17 protein-coding genes are annotated in these 21,171 nt (G+C 48.4%); 13 read left to right on the forward strand and 4 right to left on the reverse strand.

What is annotated here, in order from left to right; genetic code table 11:
- Positions 1-72: 72 nt before the first annotated feature.
- Together Pan54_RS13515 and Pan54_RS13520 are read left to right on the forward strand one after the other, a co-directional pair.
- The gene (locus Pan54_RS13515; protein WP_146503981.1) at positions 73-1,701 is read left to right on the forward strand and encodes a HEAT repeat domain-containing protein; all 1,629 of its coding nucleotides are present in this window, start codon (positions 73-75) and stop codon (positions 1,699-1,701) included.
- A complete protein-coding gene (locus Pan54_RS13520) occupies positions 1,701-2,135 on the forward strand; it encodes a hypothetical protein (RefSeq protein ID WP_146503982.1) in 435 nt (144 codons plus the stop codon). The genes Pan54_RS13515 and Pan54_RS13520 overlap by 1 nt, the downstream gene beginning before the upstream one ends.
- A gap of 116 nt (positions 2,136-2,251) precedes the next feature.
- Here the strand turns inward: Pan54_RS13520 and Pan54_RS13525 are convergent, their stop codons facing one another.
- Both Pan54_RS13525 and Pan54_RS13530 read right to left on the reverse strand, forming a co-directional pair.
- Positions 2,252-2,758: a CBS domain-containing protein gene (locus tag Pan54_RS13525; RefSeq protein ID WP_165441770.1), complete on the reverse strand. Its 507-nt coding sequence runs from the start codon at positions 2,756-2,758 to the stop codon at positions 2,252-2,254.
- A gap of 25 nt (positions 2,759-2,783) precedes the next feature.
- Positions 2,784-4,961, reverse strand: coding sequence for a terpene cyclase/mutase family protein (locus Pan54_RS13530; protein WP_146503984.1), 2,178 nt, complete (start codon positions 4,959-4,961; stop codon positions 2,784-2,786).
- A 352-nt stretch (positions 4,962-5,313) separates the two neighbouring features.
- On the opposite strand from Pan54_RS13530, the gene Pan54_RS13535 reads away from it, so the two are divergent.
- Positions 5,314-5,604 carry a hypothetical protein gene (locus Pan54_RS13535; protein ID WP_146503985.1) on the forward strand — a complete coding sequence of 97 codons (291 nt, stop codon included), beginning with the start codon at positions 5,314-5,316 and terminating at the stop codon, positions 5,602-5,604.
- 1,892 nt (positions 5,605-7,496) lie between these two features.
- Complete coding sequence (ftsH, locus tag Pan54_RS13545; protein WP_146503986.1) at positions 7,497-9,668, forward strand: ATP-dependent zinc metalloprotease FtsH; 2,172 nt, start codon at positions 7,497-7,499, stop codon at positions 9,666-9,668.
- 68 nt (positions 9,669-9,736) lie between these two features.
- Here ftsH and Pan54_RS26575 read toward each other — a convergent pair whose 3' ends face one another.
- The gene (locus tag Pan54_RS26575) at positions 9,737-9,862 is read right to left on the reverse strand and encodes a hypothetical protein (RefSeq protein WP_261343180.1); all 126 of its coding nucleotides are present in this window, start codon (positions 9,860-9,862) and stop codon (positions 9,737-9,739) included.
- Between Pan54_RS26575 and Pan54_RS13550 the strand changes: the two genes are divergently transcribed.
- The 9 genes from Pan54_RS13550 (at position 9,861) to asnS (ending at position 19,253) form a co-directional block, all read left to right on the forward strand.
- On the forward strand, positions 9,861-11,177 hold the full coding sequence (locus Pan54_RS13550; protein WP_146503987.1) for a PQQ-binding-like beta-propeller repeat protein: 1,317 nt from the start codon (positions 9,861-9,863) through the stop codon (positions 11,175-11,177). The genes Pan54_RS26575 and Pan54_RS13550 overlap by 2 nt on opposite strands.
- A 92-nt stretch (positions 11,178-11,269) precedes the next feature.
- On the forward strand, positions 11,270-11,947 hold the full coding sequence (rpe, locus tag Pan54_RS13555; protein ID WP_242631319.1) for a ribulose-phosphate 3-epimerase: 678 nt from the start codon (positions 11,270-11,272) through the stop codon (positions 11,945-11,947).
- A gap of 98 nt (positions 11,948-12,045) precedes the next feature.
- Complete coding sequence (locus tag Pan54_RS13560) at positions 12,046-12,600, forward strand: histidine phosphatase family protein (protein ID WP_165441771.1); 555 nt, start codon at positions 12,046-12,048, stop codon at positions 12,598-12,600.
- A gap of 93 nt (positions 12,601-12,693) precedes the next feature.
- Positions 12,694-13,545 carry an acetyl-CoA carboxylase, carboxyltransferase subunit beta gene (accD, locus tag Pan54_RS13565; RefSeq protein ID WP_146503990.1) on the forward strand — a complete coding sequence of 284 codons (852 nt, stop codon included), beginning with the start codon at positions 12,694-12,696 and terminating at the stop codon, positions 13,543-13,545.
- A 167-nt stretch (positions 13,546-13,712) separates the two neighbouring features.
- Positions 13,713-14,600: a serine/threonine protein kinase gene (locus Pan54_RS13570; RefSeq protein WP_146503991.1), complete on the forward strand. Its 888-nt coding sequence runs from the start codon at positions 13,713-13,715 to the stop codon at positions 14,598-14,600.
- A 93-nt stretch (positions 14,601-14,693) separates the two neighbouring features.
- Positions 14,694-16,667 (forward strand): ATP-dependent helicase, encoded by a 1,974-nt coding sequence (locus Pan54_RS13575; RefSeq protein WP_146503992.1) that lies wholly within the window; start codon positions 14,694-14,696, stop codon positions 16,665-16,667.
- 2 nt (positions 16,668-16,669) lie between these two features.
- A complete protein-coding gene (locus Pan54_RS13580; protein WP_146503993.1) occupies positions 16,670-16,945 on the forward strand; it encodes a DUF167 domain-containing protein in 276 nt (91 codons plus the stop codon).
- A gap of 98 nt (positions 16,946-17,043) precedes the next feature.
- Positions 17,044-17,832 carry a TatD family hydrolase gene (locus Pan54_RS13585; protein WP_146503994.1) on the forward strand — a complete coding sequence of 263 codons (789 nt, stop codon included), beginning with the start codon at positions 17,044-17,046 and terminating at the stop codon, positions 17,830-17,832.
- Positions 17,833-17,864: 32 nt separating this feature from the next.
- Complete coding sequence (gene asnS, locus Pan54_RS13590) at positions 17,865-19,253, forward strand: asparagine--tRNA ligase (protein WP_146503995.1); 1,389 nt, start codon at positions 17,865-17,867, stop codon at positions 19,251-19,253.
- 134 nt (positions 19,254-19,387) lie between these two features.
- On the opposite strand, the gene Pan54_RS13595 is transcribed toward asnS, so the two are convergent.
- On the reverse strand, positions 19,388-20,716 hold the full coding sequence (locus tag Pan54_RS13595; protein WP_242631320.1) for a sulfatase family protein: 1,329 nt from the start codon (positions 20,714-20,716) through the stop codon (positions 19,388-19,390).
- Positions 20,717-21,171: the final 455 nt, after the last annotated feature.

Here is a 21,171-nt window from a genome sequence, read left to right on the forward strand (position 1 = left end):
ACAATTCTCAGGACCTCATCAGTCGTTGGAAAGCTGATCATTTCGAAAAGAATTGTGGAAGCGAAAGCTGATATGAATCATAATGAACTTATCGAACGAACGATGAAAACGCTGGAGCGTTCGCATTCTGCCAATGCGATGGCTGCTCTGGTTCATGCATTGCAGGTTGATATCCCTGCCATTCGCGATACTGCGGCTCGGATGATATTGAGAAGTGGAAGTTCACTCGGCAAAATTGAGATCATCAAAAATATCCAGAAATTATCGCCGGATGTCGTCGCGTTACTCAGTTCGCAAAATCATGATATCGCGGTTCCACTCAGGCACTGTCTCTTACATGGTGACAGCGCTGTCGTTCTGCGTGCTTTAGATACTGTTGAATCGGCTCAATTGTATGAGGAAATCCCCATTCTGTTGCAACTGCTTCGCAAAGCGACAGGGGAAACGGCTGATCGCTGCGAGCAAGTGCTCTCGCGACTGGTCGATTCGCTCAGCGAAAATACGGCACAGGCAAAAAATGAGAAACAGATTGCCTATCAGCAATCTTGCGAGTTAGCCATCCAACAGTTTTGGACAGAATTATCCACCCATGAACTCTCACATCGTCCGCATGTAATCGTGGAATCGATTTTGATTCTCGCTCATGGTGATAATGCCATCGCACGCATGTTACTCAAAGATTCTTCTAACGAAATCCAGGCGATCGCATGGGATGTTTTGCAAGAATCCCGACACCCAGGCGTACTGGTTTTTTTGACTTCGGCTTTGAATGTGAAGTATGTTTCACCGAAAATGCTGGATATCATCTCTACACGACAAGACATTGAATTCCAGCTCCAGATGATTCGTGCGACACCGATGCGCCCCTCTGTTCATCAGGAGCGAAATTATCGGCAACTCAATGGGTTGATTTGGTTACAGGCAACAGAGGAATTCTGGAAAACGATGCCTCCAGAACTCCATCCTCAGATCGTTCAACTGATCCAACTGATGTCATTCAACGCACCAATCAAAAAGTCATTTGCGCATAGTATCTTCCTCCATGCAGCCATTCCCGCCAGAAAGGCGGCTTTAGAATTTCAGGGGTTAATGAAGCAGGAAGAGTACGATGCCTGCGTTCTGACAGCTCTCGATTCCGATGATTCCGAAACCGAAGCCTGGGGAGTGACTCAAGTTCGCGATTCGAATCTGACCAACAAATATCGGCTGCTCGTCAATCGACTGGATAGTCCTCACGAAGAAGTCGTGAATCAGGTGCGGGACATCCTGGGGCGTTTCGATGTACAGCGTGCGATCGAGTTTTGTGAATCAGCCAAACCCTCTATCGGACCGAAACTGGCAGAGTTATTACTGAAAATTAATCCCCTTGCCATTCAGGAACTGAGCCGGGAACTGGCCAATCCCGTCCGGTCCCGCCGCCTGCGAACTGCTCAGGCGATTCATTTCATGCAACTTCAAAAGGAATTATCTCACGCACTACTGGAATTATTGCTCGATAACGATTCCATAATACGAAGAGTCGTTGTAGAAATCCTGGCTGATGTTCCGACCCGACAAATTCTGGCAACACTCCAATCTCTGCACGACGATCCCAGCCCACGTGTTCGGGAAGCGGCTGTGGCTGCCATCGAAAATATTGTTCAAGCACTCTCGGAAGAACAGTCTCCAGATGTCGACGCGACTGTAAAGGAACGCTCATAATGGCCCTGACAATACTCGCCGACTTATCGGATATTTCGCGTCATAGTAGAGGCTATGGCTCAACCAATTTTGTGCTGATCCTGGCAGGATTTATTGCCATCGTCTTGATCGTTGGACTGATCATTACATTGCTGGAGAAAATCCGCTCTTCCGATTCACCAGCCGATTCGCAGAATAATGCCTCGCTGCTGCAAACACTCGCCCAGGAACTGGGACTGACTGCAGAAGAACTTCTCTTCATAGAACAATTAGCCATTCAGGAGCAATTGCCAGTAGCCGAGTTGCTGTTCGTTGACCCCTCATTATGGAAGAGCAACCTCGATGGCGAAGCAGAAAAACGTGAGATTGCTCGCAGTGCCATGTCAAAAATTTTTGGGGTCGAAACTATGCAAAGCCAACAGCTACAAGAATCCCAACCACTCACATCGGTATAAGAGATTAAAGTTAAGGTCGATTCGAACTTCTAACGTGGCCAGTGTTCAGCAGTGTGTAGGTAAATCATTATTCCACTCCCCTCTGGCAGCTTAACACTGGCCTTTTCGCCCGATCCTCACTCGGTTAACTCATCCGCCGTATGGACCAAGGCAGCCAGGATGTCCATCGTGGTGATAATTCCCGTCAGCACACTTCGCGAGTTCGTTACGGGAATACGGTGTGTGTGAAAGTCGCACATCAGTCGAGCGACATCGATTAATGTGGCATTCTCGGTAACAGAAGGAGCATTTTCTGTCATGCGATCGACTACTCGTTCCTGTGCAGCCGAGGTTTTCATTAGTTTTTCGAGAGCAGCTGCAGAGATGATACCCGATTCGACACCAGAGACCTCTTTCTGATTCTCCCCTCCGGTTTGATTCCGTTTGACACCGGTTAAATTTCGCAATGAAAACGTGCCGACCAGATGTCCCCTGCTGTTAACGACCGGAGCACCAGAATGCTTATGTTCTTTAAGCATCTCAACGGCATCGACCAGAGTCGTCTCTTCTGGAAGAACGAGAACTTCGGTCGACATCACATCGCGGGCGACCAATGTTCCCAGTCGTCCTGGCATCCTGTTCATTGCTTCTCCCTCGATTAACTTCATCTCAAGACGGTGTCGTTATGCGAGCCGCTTGACGATATCTCGCCAATGCCAACAGTGGAAAATAAATCCTGTAATAATGGTAACGCAGATAGAACACCTTGGGAAATCCTGTCCCGGTAAATTCAGTCTCATTCCACGACCCGTCGGCTTGTTGAGTCTCGATCAAATAACGGACAGCATCGGAAACAGCCGTCGAATGCGATTCCCCAGCAGCAACCAGAGCCAGAATTGCCCAGGCTGTTTGTGAAGGTGTCTCGACCCCTGTCCCTTTTAATTCTGGCCTGTCATAAGATTCAGGGGTCTCGCCCCAGCCGCCATTAGCTTGTTGACGAGCTTTCAGCCAGCAAATTGACTTCTGGATGCGGGCATCTTCAGGAGAGATCCCAACAGCAATCAAACCGACAACAACCTGCCAGGTCCCATATATGTAATTCACTCCCCATCGCCCGGGCCAGCTTCCGTCCTCTTCCTGATGTTCCCACAAAAAAGTCAACGCCTTTTGAATCGCCTCGTGCTGGGAATTCACACCTAACATCGCCAGTGCTTCCAGAACACGAGCGGTAATATCGGGCGTGGGCGGATCGATCATCGCATTATGATCGGCAAAGGGAACGCGGGTTAACAGTTCAAAATCATTATTGGAATCGAACGCTCCCCATCCCCCGTTTTTTGATTGCATCGCCAGTAACCACTGCACTCCGCGGCGAAACGCATCCAGACTCGGCTGCAGACGAGAGACATCACTCATTGCCGATTGCCAGTGCTCAGACTTTCCAGACACTATAGTTGAAAGTCGTTTTTCCAGACTCCGCTCCGACTGAGGAACCAATTCCGCCAGCCAGTCGGCATGTAAATCATCGGGCAAGCTTTTTAAAAGTGCCATCAAAACCATCGCGGTATCATCGACATCGGGATAAAACTCGTTGTTGAATTCAAAGCACCACCCCCCCGGCTCCACATCGCGATGCGTAATACTCCAGTCGCCATAAGAACGGATTTCCTGAGCCCGCATCCACTTCGAACTAGCCGCGACTGCTTCTTTACAATCAGCCTGACCAGTTTCTGCCAATGCCAATGTCGCAATCGAGGTATCCCACACGGGAGATTTGCAAGGCTGCAATCGAACCGTCTTTTCTCCCTGAGCATTTTTGCCCTGGAGAATCAGAGCATCCAGTTGTTGCCGCGTTGTGACAACTTCATAGGAATCGTCTTCGAATCCCAGCGATTTCAGAGCGACCAGCGACCAGACAATCGGCGGAAAAATCGCTCCGAGTCCATCGCTGTTCTGCAATCGCTCCAGAATCCAGCCAGCCGCGATTCGAATCGATTTATTTCGCAGCGGTGGTCCGCCACATCGTTCAATCAGTTTGTAACCACGATCAAATTGACGAAACATCCACGCCCACGGAATCCGCGAGCGGTAAGAAAGATCGTCGACTTTCTCCGTCACATCATTACAGATGGGAAGCTTGCGGGCCGACTTGATGAACAGTTCTTCAATCTGCTGCTCTTCCGGCAAATCCCGATGGGGCTTGTAGGCCCACAGCAAACTCAGGGGCATTAAAATCGTTCGCGACCAGGCCGACATATCGTAAATGGACAGCCGGGTCCAGCGAGGCAAAAGCACCAGTTCAGGCGGCACAGCCGGGCACTGGTGATAGCTGATCAAACCGAGTAGAGCCATATAATATCGCGTAAAACTGTTGACCTTCTCCGCCCCGCCCGCTGCCAGAATTGCCTCGCGAGCACGCTGCATGTATTCGGCTTCGGGAGCATGCCCGGTAATTTTCAATGCCCAGTACGCTTTGACTGATGCACTGATTTCCAATGGCCCATTTGGAAACAACGCCCAGCCATCATGCGAACATTGCTGCTCCACAATATACGCGGCTGCGGCTTTGGCAGACTCTGAGTTTTCTTCGCCTAAATAAGCCAGCAGGAGAATGTACTCCGACTCGAGAATCGTATCCCCTTCCAACTCGGCTACCCAGAATCCTTCGGCGTGCTGTCGCTCTTTCAGAAACTGAGCCGTCGCAGAAATCGCTTTGCCCAAAGGGCTTGGATCATTTTGATCGCCCCCGAAGAATTCAGAACGATTGACACTGACAGGAAATTCGGGAGCGGAACCTGAGTTAAAATCGGTCTGTGCAAAGCGTGCATCTGGTCGTCCTGACTCCATCTCGTCCCACTCCATCCTGAAGAGATCTGCATATTCATTATTCATCGAGCAACGGCGGATAATATGCTGTGAGCCAAATGATAGTCAAATCTGGATAATAAATCATCCTCTGTTTTCAATCCGATGGACAAATATCTCCGTAGGAATCTGATTTTCAGAACCGCAGATTCACACGGATAAACGCAGATTTTTTTGCATCCGTGATTATCCGTGTTCATCCGCGGTTCCACTTCAAAATGTGATATGCCGCAAGAATGAAGCCGATAAACTCTGATTAACCTTGCGATTTGCTCTCTTCAGACTATTCTCAATTAGTAGACTTTTTGATTATTCTACCAGAACGGATCGGATTATGGATTTCGTATCTCACGAACTGACACGGGACATGCGTCTGTATGTGCCGCATAATGATGGGTGGGAGGCAGTCGTTAAACCGAATGCCGTCAAAGAATACTGCTACTATCGCAACCCGGGCGAAGAACATTTTCATCTACTGCAGACCGGTGAACTTTATGTGACCAGAGGCAGCGAAAAAGTCTGTCTCAACTGCGCGATGCGTCAGGGTATCCTGACCGATAACCGCCAACACTGGCAAGAGCCGAAAAAATCGCGGAAGACTTCGGCGGATGAGAAGTTGATTTAGACCGCTCGTCGTCCGTAAACAACTTGCACTTTTAATTTATTGAGGAAAGTACCTGCGACGATTACACCCCATCCCGAAGAAAATATATTCCAGTCGAAACACGGTTGATCAAGAATTTGCGTCAATGGCGTGCAAATCATGAAGAGTTATTTGAAGAAGATTGCACAGTCCGATACGAGATTGCCAGTAACCTTGAATATTATATTTATGAATGTTACAGCTATTTGCCAAAATTAACTGGCGACTGGTTCACTGATGGAATCAAAGAACTTGAGATACATCATTCCTCGAATAAGCCAAACTGCTTCAAGCTCCTTGGATCAGTCTGGATGCTAGGAAATGAGTCTGGTTCTATAATAGAACCATTTGAAATTGACATCACACTGAATCCATTGAATGATCAATATTTTGCAAAGACAAAATTTCGTTTCGGCTTCAAAGGTTCAAATCGACCGTCAAAATTAACAAAGTATAATTTTTATGTCGCTGGAGCCATGGATAATCGGCCTCGACGCAGTTGCGATTGGAGAATCGCAATCGAATTGTCACCGCCCGACCCAAGTGGTCATGAACTTGAGTAGTATGATATTAGGACACACTGGAATTCAAGAAGGTTACTTTAAGAATCAAATAAACTAGTACATTCTCAGGATAAAGAAATTCAATCTTATCTTGAGAAACTGAAATAATATCAGACCCTTGATTTCGCTACTTATCAAGATTCCCAATCAGGCTTCATGACCTGATTGAGAACGGCGGATTGCCACCATGTGAATCGTCGCACCCTTCCGAAAAATCGCTGCTAAGATACTCAATCCAACGGCAATCGGGGAAAGCAGAATCACGAGAAAGCTTTCAACCACCATCACGGCCCAACTGCTCAGCTGTTTTTTCCCGAGTTTTTCGTGATTATGCAATCGCGTATAGAGCCGATTTCGGGGAAACCAGCCCGTCTTATTGAGGGCACTCTGGATCCAGCCAAACGGATTTTGCCTGAGGCTGAAATGGTGCTGGGAATGGCATGTAATCCGGTTGAATCCAGCAATCTCATCAGTGCGGGGAGTGAGAAATGAAATAAATGCCGGGGAGGATCGAGATGAAACCAGTCTGCTCCGGACCACCGCGCCTGCCAGCTGAAAAAATTAGGGGACTGTGACAATTAGGTTGTGTTGAAAAGCGTTGAAAAGTCATTCAGGGGAAATGAATTGACCCCGTGAGTGATGATTCAATCTCTATTTACTCTGCTGGTCTGGTGCTTTTTGAATATCCAGATCGCAAAAGCAGCCAATGAAAGTATTATCATTGATACCATGATCGTTGAAATGACCATTGTGAAGGGACTGCTAAAAAACTGAATCGAACCTCCAAGACAGTAACCCCATTGATCGGAAAAAAATAAGGAAGAAGAATCTGTTTTAAAAATTCCGCACATGCGACCGGTTGCATCATGAAACGTGTAATCATACTGAACTATAATCGCATGGGCAGGCGTTGGGGATGTTGATGGAACCGATGAGGTAGCAGGAGTTGATGCAAAGGCAAATAATACGCAACTGGAAAGGAGAACTGAATTTATTCCCATCATTAATACACTGAAGATAAATTGAATTCAGAATTTCAATCGAATGCATCACATTCACTCCGCGAATGCTGTGAATTGATCTGATTCGAATTCATCGAACCAGATTTTCAGGTTCTACGGTACAATATTCGCACAATTGTTCTTCTTTGACTGGTTTGACTGGTTTCTATTCGAATCCTAGTATCATCAGGTGAAACATTGGACGTTGAGCGGTCGGATTGCCAGCCGTTCATTCTCTCATTAAATAAATATTGAATCCCGGCGTGATGCCGTTGAGATAGCGTATTAGAAGGTTTTCAGGTAAGCACATATGAGTAAACCACCATACGGATCCAATGAGAATCCAGAACCGCCTGAGGAAGGGTCTTCGCGTAAGAAAGAGAAAAAGCCATCCAGTGTTTCCTTCTGGTTGCTGCTGATCGGCGGTGTGCTCCTCGCTGCTGTGTTCACTTATATTACAAATGATACTCAGGTTAAGAAGATCAAGCTCAGCGAATTTGAACGCAAGCTCGATTCCGGCGAGTTCAATAAAGACAATGTCCACGAACTGGTTTTTGGCATAACATCGGTCACGTTTCAGAATCTTTCCAAAGCAGATGCTGCTGCTCTGGGAAAAAATCAGGCTGCCAGTGTAGATGATTCTAAGCCTGCTGCAGATGTTCCAGATGAAGACGGAACCAGTGAAACAGAATCTGAAGAATCAGCCAAAGATGATGCCAAAACGGCTGACACAAAAAGCCTGCTGAAATATCGAATTAATATCGTCGGGATTCCTTCTGAAACGCTCGCGGGTGTGAAAGAAACGCTCAAAGCCAACGAAATCGATTACGATGGTTCCTCGCCGCCGGCTCAAATCGAATCGCTATTGTATTTGCTTTTCCTCGTCTTATTCATCCTGTTCTTCATCATGATGTTTCGTCGCATGGGCGGAGCTGGTGGAGCGATGTCGTTCGGTAGAACTCGCGGCAAACTTGTTTCGCAGGACGATGTCAAAACAACATTCGGCGATGTGGCAGGAATTGATGAAGCGGTGAGTGAACTGCGGGAAGTCGTCGAATTTCTGAAAACGCCGGCCAAATACCAAGCCTTAGGCGGTCGTATTCCCCGCGGAGTTTTACTTGTCGGCCCTCCGGGAACTGGAAAAACATTGCTTGCTCGAGCGGTAGCCGGGGAAGCGGGAGTTCCGTTTTACGGACTCTCCGGTTCTGACTTCGTCGAGATGTTCGTCGGCGTAGGTGCGGCTCGCGTTCGCGATACTTTCCAGCAGGCGATTCAACGTTCACCCAGCATTATCTTTATCGATGAACTCGATGCACTCGGTAAAACTCGCGGCAGCGGAATGCCGGGCGGACACGATGAGCGTGAACAAACTCTCAACGCATTGCTTGTTGAAATGGACGGGTTTTCGAATGAAACCTCAGTCATCGTCATGGGAGCCACAAACCGTCCGGAAACTCTCGACCCTGCCTTAATGCGTCCCGGTCGATTCGATCGGCATGTGTTGGTGGACAAGCCAGACTACAAAGGTCGCGAGCAGATTCTGAAAGTTCACGCCTCACGCATCAAAATGGGAGAAGATGTCAATCTGGGCCGGCTCGCGAAACTGACTCCCGGCTTTTCCGGTGCAGATCTGGCCAACCTGGCCAACGAAGCCGCTTTGCTGGCCGCTCGTAACGATAAGAAACATGTGACGATGGCGGAATTCGAAGAAGCAATCGAACGTGTGGTCGCTGGTCTCGAAAAAAGCACGCGAATTATTGGTGATGAGGAACGGACACGGGTTGCGTACCACGAATGCGGACACGCGCTGGTCGCCTGCTGTCTACCAAAGACCGATCCAGTTCACAAAATCTCAATTATCCCGCGCGGATTTGGTGCGCTGGGATATATCCTGCAGAGACCGACCGATGATCGTTATCTGGTCACAAAATCCGAACTGGAAAATCGGATCTGCGTGATGTTGGGCGGTCTGGCATCTGAACGTGTAATTTACAGTGAACAGTCAACAGGCGCGCAAAATGACCTCGAAAGAGCTTCCGATATGTCACGACGTATGGTGACAGAATTCGGCATGAGCGCGAAAATGGGAACGGTCAATTATTCCACGGCCAGGCGTTCTCCGTTTTTAGCAGGCAGTGGAAGCAGTGTCGATTACGAACATTCTCAGGACACCCTTCGTGAGATCGATCAGGAAGTCAAATCGATTATCGATACCTGCCTGGCAGAAGTGACTGGTATGTTGGAAACGCACAAGGACATTCTGGAACATATGACACGAGACCTGATTGAAATGGAAGTCATGGACTCTAAGCATCTCGAATCCATACTCAATCAATATGAAAATGGCCCAAAAATCCCCTCCAGCGCTCATACCGACCCGGCAATCAATCATGGGCAAGAAATGGCGCTGGAGCATCAAGAAAAAGAAGAGTCAGAAGAAACGCCTTCAGATACCGAGAAGCCGGACAAAACTCAGGAATAATGTGCAACGGGGTTTAGACTCATCAGAATTGAGAAACAGCAGAGAATCAGCTATCGTGCACATTCGTATTAAGCTCGCGAAATCGATGCCGTCTGACCATGCTCTAAATCAGCATCGGGATTGGCATCAATTTGAATAACTCCTGAACTGCCACCCACCTCAAATATTTCATTGTTCAAAGGAACTCCCACCATGAATCAACTCCTCAGTCTTTCACTGACTGCAATGGTTGCCATCAGTCTGATCGATGCTTCCGCAATGGCAGAAGATTGGCCACGCTGGAGAGGGGCTAACAACGATGACAAATCTGGGGAAACTAATCTCGACTGGAGCTGGGACGATGATGGCCCTGAATTGGTTTTTAATGCGGAAGGTTTCGGGCGTGGTTACGCCAGTGTCTCGATTGTCGATGGGATACTTTACACAACCGGGAATGTGGATGGTGGCGAAGGAGATGGACAAGCTGTCATCGCAGCCGATGCCTCAACAGGATCAATCATGTGGACAACCTTTCTGACCGAAGGAAATCCAGAACACAGTTATCCCGGTTCCCGCTGCACTCCAACTTACGACAATGGCAAACTGTATGTTGTGGCTTCTTCTGGAAAAATTGCCTGTCTGGATGCCAATACCGGTAAGAAAGTCTGGGAAAAAGACTTTAAATCAGAATGGAACGGCAAGATGATGTCCGGCTGGGGATATTCAGAATCTCCATTGGTCGATGGTGATCATGTCCTTTGCACTCCCGGTGGTGACGAAGCGATGATTGTCTGTCTGAACAAAAAAGACGGCTCCGAAGTCTGGCGATCCGCTGTCCCTGAATTTACGGAACCAGAGTTGGAAAAAACCGAAGGGAAAGATGGAGCTGGCTATTCTTCAATTGTTGTTTCTAACGGAGCGGGCGTCAAACAATACGTGCAGTTGATCGGGCGGGGCGTTGTTGGAGTTCGGGCTTCAGACGGTAAATTTCTCTGGGGTTACAATCAGGTCGCAAACGAGGTTGCCAACATTCCGACTTCAATTGCTCAAGGTGACTACGTGTTTGCCACCTCAAGTTACGGTGGTGGTGGTTCTGTATTGCTCCACTTGAAAAAGGATGGAGACGGCGTGTCAGCGGATCCTGTCTACTGGCTTGAAAAACGGACATTCAACAATCATCACGGAGGAATGGTTTTGCAGGATGGTTATTTATTCGGCGGCCACAATCAAAACCAGGGCTTCCCAACCTGCCTGAAGTTCGATACGGGAGAAATCGTCTGGGGTGGCGATGGGCTTCGCGGAGAAGGCAAAGGCTCAGCGGCTATTCTGTATGTTGATGGCAAAATCATTTTTCGCTATCAGGATGGTCTTGTGGCCATCATCGAAGCGACTCCCACTGACTACAAAGTGGTCAATACGTTTGTGCCGGTTTATCAGGAAGATAAAAGCTGGGCGCATCCCGTGGTTGTCGATGGCAAACTTTATCTGCGTGAGCAGGATCGCCTGATGTGCTATCAGCTCAAGAAGTAATTATTTGACAGAAATCCGCAGCCGCACACATTTTTTTGCGTGCGGCTCCTTTTTTATCGGCTCTCATAAAGATTTTCAAAATGAACGCTCGGATGAAATCTCTGCTGGGTAAGCGTCCTTTAATTGCCCCTTCAATGCTGAAGTGTGATTTTGCCAATTTGCATACAGATATCGCTCGGCTCGAAGCAGCGAATGCCCCCCTGCTCCACATGGATGTGATGGATGGACATTTCGTTCCGAATCTCTCCTATGGAGCACTCGTCATTGAGAAGATTCGCAAATGTACCGACTTACCATTCGATGCTCATCTGATGATCAGCGATCCTGAAAAATACTATCAGGACTATGTAAACGCCGGATGCGATGCAATCACCATTCACATCGAAGCCGTTCCTGAACCGGGAGAATTGCTGGAAAAAATTCGAGCGTCAGGGTGTTCTCCGGGCCTCGTTCTAAACCCCGATACACCTGTCGAGGCAATCAAGCCTTGGATCTCAGCCTGTGATCTGGTGCTCGTGATGAGCGTAAATCCGGGTTTTGGGGGACAGAAATTCATGCCAGTAGCATTAGATAAACTCTCTGCCATCAAAGAGTTACTGCGAGACGATCAGTTTCTCTCTATTGACGGTGGCGTCGCATTGGACACAATAGGGGAATGTGCACAGCATGGGGCAAATTTATTCGTCTGTGGAAGTTCGATCTTCGATAAGGACGATTATTCTGAGGCGGTTTCGGGTTTATTAGCTGAAATCAATATCAAAACTCGATAGACTGTGCCGTTTGGATTCCGATGCAAAATTGCATTTGAATGTATCCGTCAGGAACGAAGAGGTTCCAGGCAATTATTTCGCTAATTCACGGTTGGTGTATGTGCAAAATCTTTCTGGTTCGTCCCGGACAAACCGATTACGATTCCCAGCACAGAGTTCAAGGCTCTTTGAACCTGCCTCTCAATGAGGGTGGATTTCGAGAAGTTGAAACCTTGATCGAGTCGCTGGCAGATCAGGAAATCGATCTGATTCTTTCAGGCCCTAACGAACCTTCTCATAGCACTGCTGAAATCATCTCCGAAAAACTGGATGTCCCTTTTAAGTCCTCTGAACTTTTACGGAATGTCAGCCAGGGAATCTGGGAAGGTTTAGAAGTCGATGAAGTGAAGCGCAAATACCCAACTGTTTACCGTCACTGGGAAGATGCGCCTCTGGAAGTCGCCATTCCCAATGCCGAACCAATTGAAGCAGCAGTGAAACGTGTCATCAAGTTAATGAAACAATATGGGCGGAAAGATAAACACATTCTTATTGTCGCCCCTGAACCGCTGGCGACTTTAATCGCCTGTAATGTCGAAGGCCGAAAGGTCTGCCTGCATCATCAGCCTCAGGACATTAAACGCTGCAAACTGCAGAAACTGCACCGAGCTTAGAATGCCCAGAGATGTGTGGCCAGTGTAAGATTGGTGTAATTAAGAAAACACTCAACCCTAAACAATCAACCCTCAAGCAACCAAAGTATTTCGATGACTGACGAAGAGCCGAATTCAAATGACCGTCCTGCGAAACGAGGCGTTCCTGAGGGATTGTGGCTGAAATGTCCTGAATGTCAGGCCACGGTTTTCCGTAAACAGGTCGATCGATTACTTGGTATCTGTCCTGAATGCGATCATCACTTCAAAGTCGGAGCACGAGCCCGACTCGAACAACTGCTCGATGTCGGCAGTTTTGAGGAGTGGATGACCGAGATGCACTCGGTCGACCCGCTCGGCTTTGTCGATTCCCGTCCCTACAAAGACCGACTGAAATCCGAACAAAAAAAGACCGGCATGGTCGATGCCTGTATAGCCGGGCGTGGTTACCTGCGTGGGCGTCCTGTAGTGATTGCTGTGACAGATCCCGATTTCATCATGGGTAGTATGGGATCTGTTGTGGGAGAAAAACTGACTCGGGCGACTGAAAAAGCGACCGAACTTCGACTACCATTGATTATCGTCAGCGGTTCTGGAGGTGGTGCCCGTATGCATGAGGGAATTTTATCCCTGATGCAAATGGCCAAAGTCTCCGCAGCACTGGGAAAATACAATGAAGAAGGCGGTTTTTTTATCTCTGTCCTGACAAACCCAACAATGGGAGGTGTCGCCGCCAGCTTCGCATCTCTGGGAGATATTGTTGTTGCTGAAGAAAAAGCGATGATTGGTTTTGCGGGCCCACGAGTCATTGTCGCGACTGTCAAAGCACCACTGCCTGAAGGGTTCCAGACCAGTGAATTTTTGATGGAACACGGCTTCGTCGACCGGATCATCCACCGTAAAGACTTACGTTCCGAATTAGCCGCATTCATCGACTACTTCGAAATTGCTCCAGCCAAGGTCTGATGAAACGAAATAATTACCTGAAAATCAGAGTCGAAAATAACTTGATCCAATTTGCTGGCTACTTTGGCGTCTTGGCGGTTAAATAAAGAACTGCCGTTTTTTCAATAAGCTTGAACCAATTAAAAACTCGAGCGTGTGGGTTAGCCTCAACCGGCATGGAAGTCAAAATGCAATTGATTAAAAACCTCTTTCAGCGAAATCAACCCAAAGTCGATCGTGTGAATCTAAAGACACGATTTGAGCGAATTTCCCAAATGGGACTGGGCACAATGTCCAAAGTCTGGAAGGCGAACGATCGCCAGAACCAGCAATTTGTTGCCTTGAAATTGATCGACCGCGAAGCCCTCGCGAAAATGAACGCCCGCTTTCCCGGCTTGAATCGTCCAGAAGAAGGTGTGGTGGGCAAATCACTCGAACATCCTAACATCGTTAAAACCTACGAATTCGGTCTGAGTACCGAAGACGAACCGTTCATTGTGATGGAATACATCGACGGTTACGGCTTACAGCAGCTGATTGAACTGCAGAACGAAACCCTGTTGAAACATCGAATGAAATGGATCATTACGATGGGAGAAGCTCTGCAATACTTTCACGAGCAGGGCTGGATTCATCGCGATTTCTGCCCGAAAAATATCCTGACGACAACCACTGGCCGGATTAAACTGATCGACTTCGGTTTAGCGGTCCCGAATACGCCTCCATTCCAGGCACCGGGCAACCGAACGGGAACAGCCGACTACATGGCTCCTGAACTTGTTCGACGGCAACGAACCGATCAGCGAATCGATGTCTATTCCTATGCGGTGACCTGCTATCAGATTTTCTCGAATCAACTGCCATACGCTCAGGGACGAAACTTGCAGACCATCGTTAAGAATATGAATCAGCCCCCAAAAAATATCCGGGAAACCTCACCCGGAATCCCGGAACCTGTGGCACAGGTCATTGAACGCGGGCTCGAAAAAAATCCCGACGAACGCTGGCAATCCGTGCGCGAAATGACAATCGCCTTCCGCAACCTCGTCCGCAAACGCCCCGCAACACCAAAGTGAAATGGTCGAGGGTCTATGGTCCTGAGTCCAGGAAGTAGGTTGACCCTATAACTTTTCACCCCTTGCCCCTTGACCAAAAGCCCTGGCCCCAAAATGACTCCTCGTGAATTGACAGCTTCGTTGAATCCCTCGCAACGGGATGCGGCAACGACGGTTGAAGGGCCTCTCCTGGTTCTGGCTGGAGCCGGGACTGGGAAGACACGTGTGATCACAACCCGCATGGCTCTTTTAATTAACCGCGGAACGGCAGCCGATCGCATCCTTTCAGTCACTTTCACCAACAAAGCCGCCAAGGAAATGGCTGAACGTATCCGGGAATTGATTGGTCGCCGCAAAGTGAAACCGTTAATCTCCACATTTCACTCTTTGTGTGTGAAAATACTCCGGGACGAAATTGAAGTCCTCGGCTATCGAAAAAACTTCACCATCATTGATCGGGGCGATCAGGAATCGCTCGCGCGTGAAGTGTTACGAAGTATCCGAGTTCAGGAATCGACTCTCAAGCCGGGAGATCTGCTCGCGATTCTCAGCCGTTGGAAAACGAATGGCGTTCAACCGGAATCAGCAGGTGACCACGCCCTCGATGACCGGGAATTCCTCGCCTCGATGGCTTATCGAAAATATTGTGATCGACTCCGAGCTCGCAATAGTGTCGACTTTGATGATCTACTCCTGTTGACAGACCAACTCTTCGCCAAGCATCCCGATGCCCTGAAACGTCAGCAGGATAAATTTGATTATGTCCAGATCGATGAATATCAGGACACAAATCAGCTACAGTTTCGTTTGATTCAAGCTTTAGTTCGATCTCACAATAATTTGTGCGTGGTCGGAGATGACGATCAATCAATTTATGCGTGGCGAGGAGCAGAGGTCAAACATATCCTCTCGTTTCAATCGCACTTCCCGACTGCCAAAATCGTTCGACTCGAAGACAACTATCGTTGTACGGATGAAATTCTGAATGTTGCCAACCGCCTGGTCAGCTTCAATCGTGAACGTCATCACAAGGTGTTGCGATCCACTAAGAAAGCAGTCGAGCCAGTTCGCTACGAAAAGTTTTCCGATGAAGTGACCGAAGCCGAGCGAATCGGTTTGGAAATCAGCTACATGATAGCCAAGAAAAATCGGCAACCTTCTGATTTTGCAATCCTATTCCGAACAAACGAGCAACCCCGAGCTTTTGAATCCGAATTGCGACGACGACAAATCCCTTATGTGATTTTGGGGAGCCAATCCTTTTTTGATCGCAAAGAAATCCGGGATTTGATGGCCTATATGCGGATCATCTCTCAGCCTCGCGATGAATCCGCATTGCTGCGCATCATCAACACCCCTGCCCGTAGCATCGGCACGACGACGATTGAAAAAATCATGAAACGTTCGATCATCGAAGGCTCTCCCTTCTTTGAAGCGACACGTAATGCAATCGCATCCGGGGAACTTTCAGAACGAGCCGGTCAATCAGTATTGAGGTTTGAAGAACAACTCAAAACCTGGCGGGCAATGTTTGCCACGACCAATCAATCTCTCGGACAAAGTCTACGCAAGTTGATTGAGTCACTGAAATACAAATCCGAAGTGGAGCGTTCCTACAAAGAACCAGCTCAGGTGCAGACGCGTCTCGAGTCGATCGAACAATTGGCCGATTCTGTAGACGACTACACACGACGCGTCGCTAATCCGCGTCTGCAGAGTTTTCTGGATGAAATCGCCCTGAACGACCGTGATGAATTTGGCACTGACAAGAAAAAAGAACTCGATCAGAATGCGGTTAAACTCCTGACGATTCACAGCGCTAAAGGTCTCGAATTCCCTCGAGTGTATCTCGTCGGCATGGAAGAAGGTCTCTTGCCCCACAAACGTTCGGTGGAAGGGACCCGTCAGGATATTGAAGAAGAACGTCGTCTGGCCTATGTCGGCGTGACTCGCGCTCAAGAATCCCTCACGCTTACATTTGCGGAAACTCGTAGAAAATGGGGCAAACCCCGCAAGACAGTCCCTTCGCGATTTTTATTCGAAATGCGGAGCGACAAACAAAACGAAGAAGCCGTCGAGGCTGAATAAATATGGGAAGACTTCATCTGAAAGTTGTGCCATCCTCTTCCCGCGACCAAATTGTCGGCTGGCTTGGAGAAGCACTGAAAATCAAAGTGAAAGCTCCACCCGAAAAAGGTAAGGCCAATGCATCCGTGATTGAGTTAATAGCCACCAAACTGAACATTCCTCGCGAATCCATGTCCCTGATTAGTGGCGAGACGTCCCCTGTCAAAGTGATTGAAATACAGGGAGTTGATAATCCTCAACTGAAGCAGCGGGTTGAAGATGCTTTGAATTCGATCTGATATACTGATCGACAAGCACATGCTCATGATACCACAATTCGGATACGTTAGAATTATTATCATTTCATCTGAAACTTTCAAAAATACATTGATCTCACATGGCTAATCTTCCCCCACTATTCGACACTCATGCTCATTTGGACGAACCTTCGCTGGCTGCTGAAACGGAACAGTTGCTTACTGCGTGTCAGGAAAACGGCTTGGTTGGTGTGCTTACGATTGGAACCACAGTGGAGAGTAGTCGTGGTTCGATTGTGTTAGCAGAAAACCATGAACGTATTTGTGCAGCCGTCGGGATTCATCCGAATTATGTTTCCCAGGCTGGTCCTTCCGACTGGGATGCTATCGTCGAGTTTGCTCAATATGATTCCGTAAAAGCAATCGGCGAAACCGGACTGGACCGCTACTGGGATCACTCGCCAATCGATTTGCAAGTCGATTACTTCAAACGTCATCTACAATTGACACGCGAGACCGGGAAACCTTTTATTGTGCATTGTCGGGATGCAGAGCCGGATGTGTTGGAGGTCCTTGCGGCTGAGTATCAGAAACATGGCCCCCTCAATGGTGTGATGCACTCATTCTGCGGTTCGGCGGAGACGGCTCAAAAATGCCTGGACTGGGGCATGATGCTTTCCTTCTCCGGCATGCTCACCTTCAAACGAAATGTCGAACTTCGTGAACTCGCAGCAACTGTTCCGCAGGATCGTGTGTTGGTCGAAACCGATGCACCCTACCTGGCACCGATGCCGTATCGTGGCAAACGAAATCAACCTGCCTATGTGAAGCATACCGCCGAAGTCCTCGCAGATTGTTACGGTATGAGCTATAAAGAACTGTGCCAGATAACGACGGCTAACGCGATGCGTTTCCTGAAAATCAATTAAACTCAAAAGCAAAATCTCCACGGAGGAAGATCATGGCTCGCATTAAAGAAGTTCGGGATGAACGAAACCCCGGCGAAGAATTGACCGTTAATGGCTGGGTCCGAACCCGTCGGGATTCCAAGCAGGGCTTTGCCTTCATCGAACTGAATGATGGAAGTTGCCTGGGAAATCTGCAGATTGTTGTTGATCAAGACACAAAAGGTTTTGCCGAGTCGACAAAAGAGATTTCGACTGGAGCTGCACTCACGATTACGGGTACTCTCAAGGAGTCTCCTGGAAAAGGTCAGCGTGTTGAACTGCATGCCAGCGAACTCAAGGTCCTCGGTACCGCCGATCCCGAAACGTTTCCTCTGCAGAAGAAACGACACTCCTTTGAGTATCTTCGCGAAATTGCTCACTTGCGGCCACGCTCAAACACATTCAGTGCCATCGCCCGCGTTCGCAATGCCGCTTCTGCAGCCATTCATAATTTCTTTCAAGAGCGTCACTTTTTGTATGTGCATACGCCAATCATTACGACAAGCGATTGCGAAGGAGCCGGGCAAATGTTCCGGGTCACCACTCTCGACCTGGCTCGCTTAGCAGGCATCCAGACAGAAATCGATTACTCGCAGGATTTCTTCGGTAAAGCCGCTTCACTGACTGTGAGTGGTCAGCTCGAAGCAGAAATCTATGCGACGTCCACCGGCCCCTGTTACACATTTGGTCCAACATTCCGAGCTGAGAATTCCAATACGACTCGTCACCTGGCTGAGTTCTGGATGGTCGAACCGGAGATTCCCTTCTTTGACCTGAACGACAATATGCAGCTGGCACAGGACTTCATCAAGCATGTGATTTCTCACGTGCTCGAAACCTGTGCAGAAGATATGGAATTTTTCAATCTGCGGATTGAGAAAACCGTTCTCGAAACACTCCAACACATTGTCGACCACGACTTTGAACGAGTTTCCTACACCGATGCCGTCGAGATCCTCACTTCCTCAAAGAAGAAGAAGTGGGAATTCCCGGTCGAGTGGGGCCACGATCTGCAATCTGAACATGAACGTTTTCTAACCGAAGAACATTTCAAAAAGCCGATTATCCTGTTCGATTATCCCCGCTCTATTAAACCGTTTTACATGCGGTGCAACGAAGATGGCAAAACCGTGCGGGCGATGGACGTTCTCGTCCCGCGAATTGGAGAAATCATCGGCGGCAGCCAGCGTGAAGAGCGTCTCGATGTCCTTGAAGCCCGCATGAAAGAGTGCGATCTCGATCCGGAAGAGTACTGGTGGTATCTCGACTTACGTCGCTACGGCACCGTGCCACACGCCGGTTTCGGTCTCGGTTTCGAACGACTCATCCAGCTCCTCACCGGCATGCAAAACATCCGCGACTGCATCCCTTTCCCCCGCACACCGAAAAATGCGGAGTTTTAAGAGGTGAGGGATTAGGGGTAAGAGGTTAGAGTTATCACGATAAATGAGTGACGGGTGGCCCAGGTTGATGCGAAGCATCTACCTGGGTGGCGTAGCCACAAGAGGTCAGAGTGCTTTGATCCTTGACCACTTACTCACTCTTTTGATTTCTTTCGTCCACGTTTCTGATGTTCCATCGCTTCCATTTCTGTGGCGATGCCTTTGTCGCCCTGGTCGATCATCCATTGATTGAGTTCTGATTTTAAATCCTCGATCACTCCTGAGTATTGCCGATTCTTGGCCAGGTTGTGAATGTTATGAGGATCTTTGACAACGTCGTAGAGTTCATACTCGGGACGATGCTGATATTTTTGCGTGTATTTTTGAGCTTGTTGATCACCCGCTTCGGCTGCTGCCAGCATCGATTGGAATTCCGATCCCTTTGTGCAGGCATTGGTAAACGTTGCTTCGGAATTCAGATTCCAGATGAGTCTGTATTGCTGATTGCGAACTGAGCGAATCGGATAATTCTCGGATCCATTGTTGATGCCGCGAGTTGTCATCAAGCCGAAGGTAAAATCTTTGTGCGAGGTTTTCTCTCCCAGTAAGACCGGTAGTAAACTTTTTCCATCAAGTTCTGCAGATGGTTTCCCGCCAGCGACTTCAACGAATGTCGGCAGGACATCGACGTACTCGACTAAGGCGTCGGTCACCGAATCCGGTTGAACATGTCCAGGCCAGCGGACGATCATCGCAGAACCCAGTCCCGCTTCATAGCAGGTCCACTTGGCAAACGGCAGGCTGTTTCCCTGCTCGGAAACGACCATCACGAGAGTGTTCTCAACGAGCTGATTCTGTTTCAACAATTTCAGAAGCTGACCGACCTGACTGTCGTAATAAGTGATCTCGGCCAGATACTTCGTGAACTGCTCGCGGACGTGAGGCGTATCGGGAATGTAGGGCGGTAACGTCAACTTGTCGGCATCGTATTGAGAGGCATCCCCTTTGTTCCAGGGTGTGTGAGGTTCGTTCGAGCAGGCGAACAGGCAGAAAGGCTGATCGCCTGCTTTGCACTCTTTGAAAAATTGCTCTATGACCTGCATGTTAGGATTATTGTTCTTGCTGGAATACTCAAACGGAAAGACTTCCTTCGGTGCGATATGTGTCTTGCCGGAAAGATGCACGCGATAGCCAAGCGGTTTGAGATAGTGAACAATGCTCTTTGTCCCTGCCTTCGCAAATGTATGATTTGGATACGCCCCTGACTTCACCGGATACAACCCCGTATAAATGTTATGCCGTGTGGGTGAACACATCGGAGCCGCCTGAAAACACTGCGTGAATTTCATGCCTTCGTTGCATAACGCATCAATATGCGGCGTTTGAGCTTCACCACCATAGCAGCCGAGGTCACGATAAGTGCAATCGTCGGCAATGATGAAAAGCAGATTCGGACGCTCTGCTGCACTTAATGAGTAGGACATCAAGAAACATATTAAGCCAAAAATGAATCGCATCGCCATTCCCCAAGATATTATGTTCAAGCACGCAACACAGCAGTATTTTCAGACAGAGACGACTGTAGCAAAATCGATCAACCTCATTAGATCAAACATTACTGAAATGTCGTAACGTGTATCATAGCAATGAGTAATGAAAATTCCACTCGGAGAGAAATTATTGGCACGCCAAATGCATTTAATTATAGACGCAAGAGGAGAGTTGGCCCGCACTCTTCTTGCATTCTAAACATGGCGTAACCGACGGTGTAGTTGGTTACGCCTTGTTTTTTTATGCGCGGACGCCAACTCACGAATGTGAAAGCACAATGATCGCCAAAACATCCGAATGCTCTGTTCCAACTAAATATTAGGATGGCACTGGCGAAGCCAGTGGCACACAACCCGATTTATATACTGGAACAATACACGAGCGATAA

Origin of the sequence: Rubinisphaera italica (assembly GCF_007859715.1) — a bacterium.
Taxonomy (GTDB): domain Bacteria; phylum Planctomycetota; class Planctomycetia; order Planctomycetales; family Planctomycetaceae; genus Rubinisphaera; species Rubinisphaera italica.